Origin of the sequence: Aliamphritea ceti, assembly GCF_024347215.1 — a bacterium.
Classification (GTDB): Bacteria; Pseudomonadota; Gammaproteobacteria; order Pseudomonadales; family Balneatricaceae; genus Amphritea; species Amphritea ceti.
On sequence record NZ_AP025282.1, the window covers coordinates 4,105,609 to 4,119,582 of the forward strand.

Sequence of the window (13,974 nt, forward strand, 5' to 3'; positions counted from 1 at the left end):
TCATTTACTGGCTGCGGTTATTACCCTGGCAGGTATTAACCGTTAGCAATAGGCTCTTGTCATAAGTATTTTTACCGGGTGCTCGCACCCGGTTTTTTTTCGCCTGAAGAACAGTGCCGGTACAGGCCCACCAGATACAAAGTGCAGAGAGAATAAACAGAGACAGAGACAGAGACAGAGACAGAGACAGAGACAGAGACAAAAAAGATATAAATTAGAAAGTTCGGTACCTGAAGCAGAGCTTCAGATACCTGGAATATCAAACCAGCATAAACAACAGCAAAGTAGCTACAATTGCTGCAACTACCGGAAAACTCAGTGCTGAAGTAATCGCTTGCGTATTAAAACTCATAACAACCTCCATGCCTCAATGAAGAAGCTATGATAGCGATGAAATCATTAGATGTAAATGATAATGATTATTATAAAGAATTAAATACTTTAAGACGACCCAAAAAAATACCGCAACCCTAAAGCAGCGGTATCTAAGTAAATCAACTCAAACTACAAACCTTAAATCACCGGCTCAGCTTCCAGGTTTTGTGCGATCTCAGTTTCAAGCCCAGGAAGTATGAAAGCCTCTGGCAGCGGTCTGCTATACAGATATCCCTGCGCCTGATCACAGTTTAGCGTCATCAGTAAACTACGCTCTTCTTCTGTTTCGACACCTTCCGCAATCACCGACATCCGCAAAGCATGCCCCATTTGTAACGATGCTTTAACAATCTGCAAACTGGAATTATCTTTTGTAATTTCACGGATAAAGCCCTGATCCAGTTTAAGCTTATCAACTGGCAGGTTCTTCAGATACAGCAGGGATGAAAACCCGGTTCCAAAATCATCAATAGCAAACTGAACGCCCTTCTCATTAAGCGCATGCATAGTATCTTTCGCTTGCGTGAGATCTCCCATGAATAACGATTCAGTTATCTCAAGTTCAAGGGCGCTTCCAGGCAAGCCACTCCGCTCAAGCGCATTCAGCACCTTATCAACAAAGTCAGGTTCAACAAACTGCTTCACAGAAACGTTAACCGCAATCCGCTCAAACTCAACCCCCTGCTTTCTCCATATAACCGCTTGCTTACAAGCCATATCCAACACCTGATCACCCAAGGTGATCATCATGCCTTCTTTCTCAGCTATTTCGACAAAGATATTAGGCGGTATTCGCCCTTTGTCAGGATGATTCCAGCGTACTAAGGCTTCAAAGCCGCATATTTTACCCGTATCCATCACCAACTGAGGCTGATACTCCAGATAAAGCAATTTATGCTCAAGGGCGTCACGCAACGCTGTCGCCAACGCCTGTCGCTCGTTCATCTGCGCCGTCATCTCAGCGCAGTAGAACATATACCCACCAGGATTAACTTCCTTAGCGCGATGCAAGGCAAGATCAGCACACTCAAGCACCGATACGGTTTCTAAAGCACTTTCATGATTACTGGCAACCCCCACAGAAGTGGTAATCGTCAGGTTTTGATCGCCGTGTGACATTGGCTTACCAACCTCAGCAATCAGTATCTCTACCAAATGCGTCAGTGAAGCCTGATTATTTTCGCCAGGAACGTACACAGCAAACTCATCACCACTAATACGGGCAACTTCACACCCCGTTTCCAAACGGCTTTGAATACGCTCAGCAACCCGTTTAAGCATGTAGTCGCCAACCTTATGCCCAAGCGAATCATTAATAAGCCGAAATGCATCCAGACCAAGCAATAGCAACGCAAAAGGCTTGTCTTGCCCCGCTTCGGTATTAAGCTCCTGCAACATATCCTTAAAATACTGCCGGTTTCGCACACCTGTCAGGTCATCATGGAATGCCAGATAACTGACTTCTTCTTCAATCTTCTGACGGGTTTTAACTTCTTTTTTCAGGCTTCTGTTCCACAAAAACAACCCTGCAAAACCTAACGCCAGTAATAACAGTACTAACCACAAAACGCCCTCCTTGACCTTGCCGATATCAACCCGAAGGCTGTCCTCAGGCTTCAGCCACTCCTGGCTAAAACGGTCTACCGTTGCAGCCGGAATAGCCGCCAATCCCTTACTTAATAACTGATGCAACATTTGTGCATCAATACCTGTTGCAAACGCAACACGGTAATCAAACCCGACATCTCCAACAATGCTCAGGTTATTAACACCCTGCTGCAAAGAATACTGATAACCACCTGATGGATAAGCACCTACACCCGCCACCTCTCCAGTCACCAGTAAATCGAATGACTTCTTGATATCTTTGGTTTCAACCAGCTCAACCTGGGGATAATTCTTACGAATATATTCAGCCAGTGCTGTATCAGCCCGCACAGAAAATTTCATGCCGGCAAAATCAGCCATGCCAGCAGTTTCGAATAACTCTTTACGGGTAAATATTTTATTTGGTAAATAAGCATAGCTTGGCGTAAAACGAAGGTACTTCTCACGCTCAGCAGTCTTTGATATACCAAAAATCACATCAATTTCACCGGCACGCATTGCCGACATCATCGCGCTATAGGAATCAAATTTAATATAATCGAATGGCGTTTCCAGCTGCGCTTCAATCTCTCTGAGAAAATCGACAGACAGCCCTTCCACTTCGCCATTATCGGCCAATACAGTTAAATATGGCGGCACAATAGCCAGACCAATACGTACCGGAGCCTCACGGGCATCCAGCCATGTCTGTTCTTCTGCTGATAAATCAAGCTTCGCGGCATTTACCCAGGAAACGCACAACAAACCGAATATCACGCAACATACTGACAACAATCTAGCCACAGCAACTCCCGGCTAACTACATGATTCAATTAAAATAAACCAAAAGACTGTACTCTGAGGAAAGGCTCTCTCGCTTACAAGACCTTTCTCAGCCACTCAGCCACAATACCTGTCAGTTTGAGAGGTGATTGCAACGGTAGCATATGCCCTTCATTAGGAATAGTTATCATTTCCATATTATGAACAGCCTGTTTCTTAACCCGCTGCGCATAATTCAGAGATAACACTGAATCCTCTTCCCCTTGTATGAGCAACATATCAAAAGAATAACGCTCTCTCATCACACCCGCTTTGTGTCGAAACAAGCCCGCCAACGTTCGTAACGGATACTCCATCACCAACAAAGGATCATTCTGCAATAACTCAGCCGCAGGGTGGCCACTGATTAACTGACGAAAATCCAATACAGTTTGTAAAGGTACTCGCCAGTCAGGTAACCAAAGCGCACTCCCCCAGGTCCACTGCCATCCCAGAAAGTGCCACCAGTCCGGCGCTTCTTCGGTCACCAGCAAAGTTTGACAAACAACTGCCTGAAATCTTGAATCATACTCAGCAACAGCAAGTGCCAGCATCGCACCAATAGAATGCCCGAAGGAAACCTTAGGGCCGGTAAACTCTGCTTCCAGTTCGTCTAATACCTGAGAGGTAATTCGCTGAACATCTTCTGGCTGATAAACACCAGGCATACCTGAAGAATAACCATGCCCTGGCGGATCAATACCTACAAGGTTAACCCCCTGCTCGGCAAGAGAAGCCAATAACTGCGCATATAACTCCACATAGGTACCCAACCCCGGAAAAAACACAACCAGAGGCGCTGCTGAGGACTCAGCCCTATACAACTCACAATGAATATCGGAACTTGTTAGCTGAAGGCATTCACGCCGCTGCAAGGCCTGAGTATTACCCAGCGCACAATGCAGCTGATTATAGAAGCTACTGTCGCCTGCTCCTGCTTTCATAGATTTCACCTACTCTGAAGCAAACAACTTAAACGCAACAACACCCGACTAACGCTGACAGTTCGGGCAAAATACCGTACTACGCTGACCTAAACGAATTTCAGTTAAAGGTGCATCACAGCGTAGACAGGCTTCGCCACCGCGCCCATACACCGACAACTCCTGTTTAAAATAACCTGGCTTACCGTCACCGCCAACGAAGTCTTTCAGGGTCGTCCCTCCCTGCTCAATTGCAGCAGCGAGAATACGCTTGATTTCAATAACCAGCTTCTCAATACGCTGTCGGGAAATACGGCCAGCAGCTCTCTTGGGATGAATACCTGCAGCAAACAAGGCTTCGTTCGCATAAATATTACCCACACCAACCACTACATTCGAATTCATAACCAGCTGCTTGATCGCTACCTTACGTCCGGTACATGCAGCCTGTAAATGATCCGCATCAAAGGCATCGCTTAAAGGCTCAGGACCAAGCTTAATAAGCAATTCATGCTGCTCACCTTTCGCCTGCCAGAGGAGAGAACCAAAACGCCGTGGATCAGTAAGCCTCAAGGCCATACCATTCTGAAGTACCAGATCAACATGGTCATGATATGCTGGCGGCTGATCTGCAGACACCATATACAGACTACCGGACATACCTAAATGATACATAGCGGCCCCCTGATCAGTATTCAGTAATAAGTATTTACCACGTCGCTGAATCGACTCGATTACTTTGCCTTTCAGCCACTCTGGCAAACCGGCAGGTACCGGCCAGCGTAGCTTTGGCTGCCTGACTATCAGTTGCTCGACACTCTGCCCAACTATATGAGGTTCAATGCCTCTGCGTGTCGTTTCTACCTCTGGCAATTCCGGCATGACATCATCCTAATTAACAATAAATGCGTAGCTCAACTCTACTATATCCATCATTCAAGACACGAACGACAGACGAAAAAAAACCCGGACAAGCCGGGTTTTTTTATTCAAACTAAGATATTACTTAATCTTAGCTTCTTTATACATTACGTGCTGACGAACAACTGGATCGTACTTCTTCATTTCCAGCTTATCTGGAGTAGTACGCTTGTTCTTAGTAGTAGTGTAGAAGTGACCAGTTTTAGCAGATGAAACCATCTTAATCTTATCGCGCATGAGACTGCTCCTTAAACCTTGATGCCGTTCTTACGAACGTCTACCAGCACAGCATCGATACCTTTCTTATCGATGATACGCATACCTTTAGAAGAAACGCGCAGACGTACAAACTTCTGCTCGCTCTCAACCCAGAAACGGTGCCAATGCAGGTTTGGCAGGAAACGACGACGGGTTCTGTTCAGTGCGTGGGAAACATTGTTTCCTGTTACAGGACGCTTACCTGTAACCATGCAAACTCGAGACATGTTAAATACCTTTTTCTAAAATAATTGCCTTCTCAGGCAGTCAATCCCTATCCGATACTTATCAACCAGTGAAAACTTACTGGCTTCAGGCGGAGCGTCTATACAAGACTAAATCCCATACCATGGATAGAAGAGCGCGCATTTTACAGAAAATAAAATTTATAAGCCATAGCAATCTGTATTTTTTTACTCTCCGGCGCATTCAGGCAACAACATCCCCCGCTCCGCCATCGAAACAGCCTCTGCGCCGCCAATCACGATATGATCCAGCAAACGGACATCCACCAGCGACAATGCCTGTTGTAAATGCTTTGTGATAGCCACATCCGCATGACTGGGCTCCGCCACACCTGACGGATGGTTATGACAGATAATAAGCGCGGCAGCGTTATGCTTCAGAACTAGCTTCACGACTTCCCGGGGATGCACACTGGCACTACTGATCGTTCCGAAAAATAACTCTTTAAAGCAGATCACCCGATGCTGACTATCAAGCAATAAACCAGCAAACACTTCCTGAGAATAATACCTCAGCTGATTAGTCAGATAGTTCTTCACTGCCTGAGGACAGTCCAATACTGAAGTTCGCTCCAGCGCCTCTCCCTGGATACGCAGACTTATCTGCAAGGCAGCCTGTAACTGAACATATTTAGCTTTACCAACGCCTTTTATCCGACACAAATCTTTCTCAGGTGCCGTTGCTACACCCGTTAAACTGTTAAACTCACTGAGTAGTTCACGGGCCATATCCACAGCACTGCTGCCAACAATGCCGGTACGCAAAAAAATTGCTAACAACTCAGCATCAGAAAGTGCCGCTGCACCACGAACCAATAGTTTTTCCCGCGGGCGCTCCTGCGCCGGCCAGTCTGTAATCGCCATCCCTGCTCTCCCGTTTATAAACATCCCTGTAATATCTGCCCATAACCAACCGATCCAGCAGATACAAATAACACTCAGGAAATAATACCTTAATTAGCAGACCCGCCCAAACCAACAACCATTCACACCTCAGATGTATTTATTGCACCTGCAATAAATGGTATCTTTGTCGGCCTTTTCAGACACAGTCTGCTTCTATCTCAAGTAATGGTGGTCGTTCAAGGGTATGCATAGACTCACTAACCGACAAATAGTTTTAGGTATTACCGGCGGTATTGCGGCCTATAAAAGTGCCGAACTTACCCGGATTCTGAAGACTCACGGCGCCGATGTCAGAATCGTTATGACACCTGCTGCCTGTGAATTCATTACTCCGCTAACACTGCAGGCATTATCAGGACATGCGGTTCATCAGCACCTTCTTGATCCTGAAGCTGAAGCTGGCATGGGACATATTGAACTGGCCAAATGGGCCGACATGATCCTGATAGCCCCCGCTAGCGCAGACTTTATGGCCCGCCTCAACAGCGGCATGGGTAATGATTTACTCAGCACAGTATGCCTGGCCAGCGAAGCACCTGTTGTGCTCGCTCCTGCCATGAACCAGGCAATGTGGCGCGATGTTCAAACCCAGCAAAATGCCACTGACTTAAACGCCAAAGGTATTCATTTACTAGGGCCCGGCACTGGAGATCAGGCCTGCGGCGATAATGGCCCTGGCCGTATGCTCGAGCCTCTGGACATTGCAACTCAGGCGGCCGCCATGTTTGAGCAAGGGTCATTATCCGGTAAACGGGTTTTCATTACCGCAGGACCAACCCGGGAAGCTCTGGATCCGGTACGTTACATCAGTAATCACAGCTCGGGAAAAATGGGCTATGCCCTGGCAGCAGCAGCAGCCGATGCCGGCGCCCGGGTAACACTGATCAGTGGACCTGTTAACCTGGAAGCTCCTGCGCGTTGCGAAAGAGTTCAGATAGAAAGTGCTCAGCAAATGCTTGAAGCATCATTAGCCGATGTGAATGACTGTGATATTTTTATCGCAGCAGCAGCAGTAGCAGATTATCGCCCGGTCTCTGTCGCCGAACATAAGATGAAAAAGGGCAAAGAAGAGCTGATGGAGCTGCATCTGGTAAAAAATCCGGATATCGTTGCCACGATTGCCAATCAGCGAAACAATCCTTTTTGTGTTGGCTTCGCAGCAGAAACACAGGATGTTATTGCCTATGCTCAGGGCAAACTTGAACGTAAAAACCTAGACCTGATCATCGCCAATGATGTTTCCCGCAGCGATATCGGTTTTAACAGTGACGACAACGCAGTCACTGTTATCAGCAAAACATCTGTAACACCATTGCCACAAACCAGTAAGCGCCTGCTGGCTAAACAACTGATCAACCTCATTGCCGACGAATACACCAGGAAGTAAATCATTATGAGCATCCAGAAGCAGTCTTTGCAGGCTAAAATTCTCGATTCACGTATCGGCAACGAATTCCCCCTGCCCAGTTATGCAACCGAAGGTTCTGCCGGGCTTGATCTGCGTGCCTGCATTGATCAGTCTGTAACACTTTCACCCGGTGAAACGCAATTACTGCCAACCGGACTGGCAATTCACGTTGCCGATCCTAATTTATGTGCAATGCTTCTGCCCCGTTCAGGCCTCGGCCATAAACACGGCATAGTACTGGGCAACCTGGTAGGCCTTATTGATTCGGATTATCAGGGACAACTGATGGTCTCATGCTGGAACCGCAGTAATAGCTCATTCACTGTCGAACCCGGTGAACGCATCGCGCAAATGGTACTGGTACCAGTAGTACAGGCTGACTTCGAAATTGTTGATGAATTCAACGACAGTGACCGCGGGGAAGGCGGTTTCGGCTCATCCGGCCGACATTGATAGCTATTCAGGGACAGACAGGACAACAGTAACAATATGCCACTACCTCTCGACACACCAGGCATCGATCCGAATATATTTCGCGCCTACGACATTCGCGGTATTTTCGGCCAGACGCTAAGCGAAGCCTGCGCTGAAAAAATCGGCCAGGCAATTGCCAGCGAAGCCAGAGAACGACACATAGCGACCCTTGCCGTCGGCTATGATGGTCGCTTATCCAGCCCAGCGCTAAATAATGCTTTGATAAAGGGCATCACTAAAACAGGTGTAAACGTCGTCAGTATTGGCATGGTACCAACACCCGGACTGTATTTTGCAACCGTACTATTTGGCACGGGCTCCGGCATAATGATCACCGGTAGCCATAACCCAACTGACTATAACGGCTTCAAAGTAATGCTTGGCGGCGAAACCCTGGCAGACGCAGCAATTCAGCAACTTCACCAACGCATCCTCAATGAGGATCTTCACGCTGATCCGTTGCCCGGTAATATTCGCCACCAGGACGTACAAGCTGACTATATCGCCCGTATTTCCGAACAACGTACCCTGGATACAAAAAACACACCGTTAAAAGTCGTTATTGATTGCGGTAACGGTGTCGCCGGGCCCTGGGTACTGGCATTAATGGAATATATGGGGTGCGAAGTTATCCCATTATTCTGCGATGTTGATGGTAACTTTCCAAACCACCACCCGGATCCTGAGCATGCAGATAACTTGCAGGACCTGATCCGCAGCGTGACTGAATCCGGAGCAGATATAGGCCTGGCATTCGATGGTGATGGTGACCGGCTTGGCGTTGTGGATAACCTGGGGCAAATTCGCAACACCGACGAACTGCTCTGCCTGTTTGCGCTGGAAATTCTCAAGCAGCATCCAGGTGGCGAAGTGGTTCACGACGTAAAATGCTCACTTAATCTGCGTCGTTTAGTCGAAAACAACGGCGGCATAGCAACTATGTGGCGCTGCGGACATTCAATGATCAAAGGCCGCATGAAAAAGACCGGAGCAGCTTTTGGTGGTGAATTCACCGGCCATCTGTTTTTTGCCGAAGACTGGTATGGTTTCGATGACGGTTTATATACTGCAGTCCGCTTGCTGGAACTGCTCATTCAGGCAAAAAACCAGCAACAGACCGCCAGCAATCTGTTTGACGCCCCTCTGGCTGACTACCCTGCCAGCATTGCTACCCCCATGATCCACATTAGCAGTACTGAAGACAGCAAGTTTGAGATCATCAGACAACTGCAACAACTGGAATTTAATCATGCCCGGGTCAGCACCATAGACGGCTTACGGGTGGAGTTTACTGACGGTTGGTTTGGTATCCGCGCATCCAATACCAGCCCGACACTGACACTAAGAGTAGAAGCTGATTCAGCCACTGCTCTGCAACGTATTTACGCGACAATTTATAGCCATATACAACAACTTGCACCTGAGCTTCAGTTGCCGGAAGAATGGCTGAAAACCCGAACAAACCAAGAGACAGACCATGCCTTTATCTAGAAAAGCGGCGATGAATACCGCCAACGTACTGAGTGAGGCGCTGCCTTACATTCAGTGTTTCACCGGTAAAACAGTGGTGATCAAGTACGGCGGAAACGCCATGATCGACGACAAGCTGAAAAACAGCTTTGCCCGTGACATCGTGATGATGAAGACGATCGGCATCAACCCGATAGTTGTTCATGGCGGCGGCCCGCAAATAGGCGACCTGCTGGAAAAACTGGCAATCGAATCTCACTTCGTCAATGGCATGCGGGTTACCGACTCAAAAACCATGGATGTAGTTGAAATGGTGCTGGGCGGTATGGTTAACAAAGACATTGTTGGCCTGATAAACAGCAACGGTGGTAAAGCCATCGGCATGACAGGTAAAGACGGCATGCTGCTGAGCGCCCGCAAGCTGAAGGTGAAACACAAAACACCGGAAATGAAGGCTCCGGAAATCATAGATATCGGCCATGTAGGTGAAGTTGAAAACGTTAACGTCGACGTACTGCACATGCTGGTTAACTCTGACTTTATTCCAGTAATCGCACCAATAGGCGTTGGTAAGGATGGCACGTCTTACAACATCAATGCTGACCTGGTTGCCGGCAAAGTATCTGAAGTTCTGCAGGCCGAAAAACTTATCCTGCTGACCAATATCGAAGGCCTGCTGGACAAAGACGGCAAGGTACTGACTGGCCTGACAACAGAACAGGTTGACGGTCTGATCGAAGACGGCACCATTTATGGCGGTATGCTGCCGAAGATTGACTGCGCGCTGAATGCAGTAAAATCAGGTGTTACCAGTGCACATATCATTGATGGCCGGGTCGAGCATTCCTGCCTGCTGGAGATCTTCACAGATGAAGGTGTCGGCACCCTGATTTCCAATAAGACTGATGAAAATAAAGCAACGGATGCATCATGAGCCAACCTGAAAAAGTTTCCCGTCGCGAGCAGATCCTACAGGCCCTCGCGATGATGCTTGAAAATGATCCGGGCGCGCGTATCACTACCGCCTCCCTGGCTAAGCAAGTCGGCGTCTCAGAAGCCGCCCTGTACCGCCACTTTCCAAGCAAAGCACGGATGTTTGAAGGCCTGATCAGCTTTATTGAAGAAACAATCTTTAGCCGTGTAACACTCATTACACAGTCTGACGCTACTGCGCTTAAACAGTGTGAGCAAATCCTGACGTTGTTACTGGCATTTGTTGAACGCAACCCGGGAATGGCCCGCATCCTTACCGGTGACGCTCTGGCCGGCGAAACTGATCGCTTGCGCCAGCGCATCAATCAGTTCTTTGAACGTCTGGAAACGCAGATCAAGCAAATTCTGCGTACTGCAGAACAGACCGAAGGCCTGCGCACTGAGCTGCCAGGCGGCGCAACAGCCAATCTGTTACTGGCATGTGCTGAAGGCCGTATTCGTCAGTTTGTACGCAGTGAGTTCAAAAGCCGCCCAACTCAAAACTGGGCTGACCAGTGGAGTGTTCTTGCCAACGCCGCCAGCCGCGACTAAGGCCTCCAATGCTTGAACAATCCGGTCTTTTACTGATATCTCTGCTGGCTAATGGCTTATCAGCCATGGCCGGCGGAGGTGCCGGTTTGCTGCAACTTCCCGTTCTGTTATTCCTTGGTTTAAGCTTTAGCACGGCACTGGCGACCCATAAAATCGCCAGCGTCGCACTAGGCTTAGGCGCTACTTTACGGCATCTGAAAGAAAGTACTTTGGAACGTCGATTCTGTGGTTACATTCTTGCCACAGGCTTACCGGGAGTTGTGCTTGGCGGTGTACTGATACTACAGATTCCAGAAAAACTTACCCTGATCAGCCTTGGCATACTGACCACAGGACTGGGGGTCTATTCAATATTCAAAGCTACGCTCGGGCTTGAATACACACCCAAACACCGTGATCTCTCAGGGATGATTATTGGCGGAGCGGTACTGTTTTTTATTGGTATTTTGAACGGTTCGCTGACCTCAGGTACTGGCCTGTTTGTGACTATCTGGCTGGTACGCTGGTTTGGGCTGGATTACAAACGTGCAGTTGCGTATGTACTGGTATTAGTCGGCATGTTTTGGAATGGATCAGGCGCAATTACGGTCGCATTGCAAACACCGCCTCAATGGTCATGGTTACCAGCACTGGTCATAGGGGCATTAATTGGCGCCTATGCCGGCACTCACATTGCGCTGGCTAAAGGCAACCAGATGATCAAACGTATCTTTGAAGTACTGACAATTCTGGTAGGAATCAAACTGATCTCAGACGGGCTGACGATTCTATAACAGCATATAGCTCATTGATTGTAATGGCTCTCCGTCGCCTGGCACTCATCAGATATACAGAAATGCTGCCGGGCCCGTTCCAGATCCTGACGATCCTGCATTTGTAGCAAAAAACCACTCGGTGCTACCAGCTGCACACCCAACTCACCTAAACGTGGCAGAGCCTCCTGCAAATAATTGATTGTCACCGGATAAGGATGGCCAATCAGCACAGCAAACCCCCGCATTTTTGCCAGTTCTATTGCCGCATTAAACTGCTTATCTACAAACTCAGTAGTTTGCTCATGATCCAGAAACACATCGCGGATTAGCCAGGGAATATTTGCCTGACGTGCCGCTTTCCAAGCAACCGTATCAGAAGTCGTCAGACTATCTATAAAAAACATTTGCTGTTTTTTTGCGACCTTCATCGCCCATTGCATCTGAGGGTTTTTCTGCGTCAGTAAACTGCCCATGTGATTATTAAATCCCACCGCATAAGGCACAGCCTTAAGATCACCCCGGAGCGTTCTGACAAAGTCTTTTTCGCTCAGCTTATCTGTAAGGCCACCAGGGCCTAGCGCCAGCTTACGGGTATTATCCATTGGCACATGTACCATGACATCCTTACCCTGACTATTGGCCATTTCGGCCAAAACCTTACTCTTAGCAGTATGCGGCAGAATTGAATATGCGATTGGGCCCGGTAAATTAATCGCCGCAATGCCCTGTGCCAGATTATCACCCAAATCATCAATAATAATAACCAGACGCGGCTGTTCGCTGTCAGCACTCGCCGTGACAGTAAACAAAGCACTCATATTCAGAGCACTTATAAACGCAAAACAGGCAAACAGTTTTTTAACTGCTTGCCTGTTCAAATAGTTTTGCGTTAACGTCGCCAATGCTTAACCCGGCCTTTGCAGCTTAGTTCTCAGTTTTAGCACTTTTTTCAGTAACCTGACGCGCAATGGCCAGACCACGTAACAAACCAATCGCTTCGTAAAGCTGATAGTCTGTTTCGGCAATACGGCGCACATCGGCTACCGCATTTTCAGCATCACCTTCACCATTTTCAAGGTGACCACTCAGGTCACTCTCCTTAATGAAGTTACCGCTTTCACGCAGCTTAATTTCCGCTTCAGCGACATAGATATCCGGCTTAATACCTTGCGCCTGAATGGAACGACCGCTCGGCGTAAAGTAACGGGCAGTAGTCAGTTTCAGTGCGCGCTCTTTTGTCAGTGGCAATACGGTTTGCACTGATCCTTTACCAAAACTGTCGACACCCATAATCACTGCACGACCCTGATCCTGAAGCGCACCGGCAACAATCTCGGAGGCAGACGCCGAACCCTGGTTAATCAGTACCACTAAAGGAATATCCGTCAAACGCTCACTGGTCGCTTTATACTGCAATTCAGAGTTGGCTTTACGGCCTTTGGTATAAACAATCAGGCCCTCATCCATAAATGCATCACTGACATCTACTGCTGCACGCAACACACCGCCAGGATTGTTGCGTAAATCCAATACCAGACCAGTAAGCTCGGTTGCTTCTTCCAGCTTCCCCATGGCTCGCTTCAAGTCATTACCGGTATTCACCTGGAACTGAGTGATCCGCAAATAACCAATGCCGTCATCCAAGACACGCTGCTTCACACTGGCAACGCGTATAACATCACGCACAACGGTAATTTCCAGCGGCTTATCTTCGCCCTCACGTACAATAGTCAGAACCAGCTCAGAACCTGCCGGACCACGCATCAGCTCAACAGCATCATTAAGATCCATACCTTGCACAGCCTGATCACCCAGCTTAATAATCAGGTCACCGGCTTTTACACCTGCTTTTTGTGCCGGTGTATCATCAATCGGCGTAATAACCCGTACGAAGCCATCTTCCATACCAACTTCAATACCCAGACCGCCAAACTCACCACTGGTGTGTGTCTGAAGCTCGGAGAATGCACTTGGCTCCAGATAGGTAGAATGCGGATCCAGACCTGCCAGCATGCCACGTATAGCATCTTCTAACAGTTGCTCATCGCTAACCTGTTCAACATAGTCCTGTCTAATACGGTCAAACACTTCAGTGAATACACGAATTTCTTCTAAGGGTAACGGCTTAATAACCGGCGCCGGCGTATCTTCAGCCTGGGCACTACCCGCCAACAATGACACGCTTAATAAACATGGCAAGCCAAAAGGCTTACACAGACTCGCTAGCTGCTTCGTCAGCTTCATACTGAATCCTTAATTCTGTGGATACTACTCAATCATATCCAGGCTACATTCCTGTTGACCGG

At 48.0% G+C, this 13,974-nt stretch carries 14 protein-coding genes; 6 read left to right on the plus strand and 8 right to left on the minus strand.

What is annotated here, in order from left to right:
- Positions 1-513 precede the first annotated feature (513 nt).
- From OCU49_RS18835 to radC, 6 genes are all read right to left on the minus strand, one after another.
- Positions 514-2,766: an EAL domain-containing protein gene (locus tag OCU49_RS18835; RefSeq protein WP_261842092.1), complete on the minus strand. Its 2,253-nt coding sequence runs from the start codon at positions 2,764-2,766 to the stop codon at positions 514-516.
- Positions 2,767-2,840: 74 nt separating this feature from the next.
- Entirely contained in the window at positions 2,841-3,728 is an 888-nt protein-coding gene (locus OCU49_RS18840) for an alpha/beta hydrolase (protein WP_261842093.1), read from the minus strand.
- Between the two features lie 48 nt (positions 3,729-3,776).
- A complete protein-coding gene (mutM, locus tag OCU49_RS18845; protein ID WP_261842094.1) occupies positions 3,777-4,589 on the minus strand; it encodes a bifunctional DNA-formamidopyrimidine glycosylase/DNA-(apurinic or apyrimidinic site) lyase in 813 nt (270 codons plus the stop codon).
- A gap of 120 nt (positions 4,590-4,709) precedes the next feature.
- A complete protein-coding gene (rpmG, locus tag OCU49_RS18850) occupies positions 4,710-4,865 on the minus strand; it encodes a 50S ribosomal protein L33 (RefSeq protein WP_205657861.1) in 156 nt (51 codons plus the stop codon).
- Between the two features lie 11 nt (positions 4,866-4,876).
- Positions 4,877-5,113 (minus strand): 50S ribosomal protein L28, encoded by a 237-nt coding sequence (gene rpmB / locus OCU49_RS18855; RefSeq protein ID WP_205657860.1) that lies wholly within the window; start codon positions 5,111-5,113, stop codon positions 4,877-4,879.
- Positions 5,114-5,299: 186 nt separating this feature from the next.
- Entirely contained in the window at positions 5,300-5,995 is a 696-nt protein-coding gene (gene radC / locus OCU49_RS18860; protein WP_261842095.1) for a RadC family protein, read from the minus strand.
- Between the two features lie 226 nt (positions 5,996-6,221).
- On the opposite strand from radC, the gene coaBC reads away from it, so the two are divergent.
- The 6 genes from coaBC to OCU49_RS18890 are packed head-to-tail and all read left to right on the plus strand — an operon-like array spanning position 6,222 to position 11,686.
- Positions 6,222-7,424 (plus strand): bifunctional phosphopantothenoylcysteine decarboxylase/phosphopantothenate--cysteine ligase CoaBC, encoded by a 1,203-nt coding sequence (gene coaBC, locus OCU49_RS18865; protein WP_261842096.1) that lies wholly within the window; start codon positions 6,222-6,224, stop codon positions 7,422-7,424.
- A 6-nt stretch (positions 7,425-7,430) separates the two neighbouring features.
- The gene (dut, locus tag OCU49_RS18870) at positions 7,431-7,898 is read left to right on the plus strand and encodes a dUTP diphosphatase (protein WP_261842097.1); all 468 of its coding nucleotides are present in this window, start codon (positions 7,431-7,433) and stop codon (positions 7,896-7,898) included.
- 36 nt (positions 7,899-7,934) lie between these two features.
- A complete protein-coding gene (locus tag OCU49_RS18875) occupies positions 7,935-9,410 on the plus strand; it encodes a phosphomannomutase/phosphoglucomutase (protein WP_261842098.1) in 1,476 nt (491 codons plus the stop codon).
- Positions 9,397-10,323 (plus strand): acetylglutamate kinase, encoded by a 927-nt coding sequence (argB, locus tag OCU49_RS18880; RefSeq protein WP_261842099.1) that lies wholly within the window; start codon positions 9,397-9,399, stop codon positions 10,321-10,323. The genes OCU49_RS18875 and argB overlap by 14 nt, the downstream gene beginning before the upstream one ends.
- On the plus strand, positions 10,320-10,913 hold the full coding sequence (gene slmA / locus OCU49_RS18885; RefSeq protein ID WP_261842100.1) for a nucleoid occlusion factor SlmA: 594 nt from the start codon (positions 10,320-10,322) through the stop codon (positions 10,911-10,913). Before argB ends, slmA begins: the two co-directional genes overlap by 4 nt.
- Positions 10,914-10,921: 8 nt before the next feature.
- A complete protein-coding gene (locus tag OCU49_RS18890) occupies positions 10,922-11,686 on the plus strand; it encodes a sulfite exporter TauE/SafE family protein (protein WP_261842101.1) in 765 nt (254 codons plus the stop codon).
- Positions 11,687-11,697: 11 nt separating this feature from the next.
- On the opposite strand, the gene OCU49_RS18895 is transcribed toward OCU49_RS18890, so the two are convergent.
- Together OCU49_RS18895 and OCU49_RS18900 are read right to left on the minus strand one after the other, a co-directional pair.
- Positions 11,698-12,546, minus strand: a complete 849-nt coding sequence (locus tag OCU49_RS18895) for a divergent polysaccharide deacetylase family protein (protein ID WP_261842102.1) — start codon at positions 12,544-12,546, stop codon at positions 11,698-11,700.
- Between the two features lie 46 nt (positions 12,547-12,592).
- Entirely contained in the window at positions 12,593-13,912 is a 1,320-nt protein-coding gene (locus OCU49_RS18900) for a S41 family peptidase (RefSeq protein WP_261842103.1), read from the minus strand.
- Positions 13,913-13,974 lie beyond the last annotated feature (62 nt).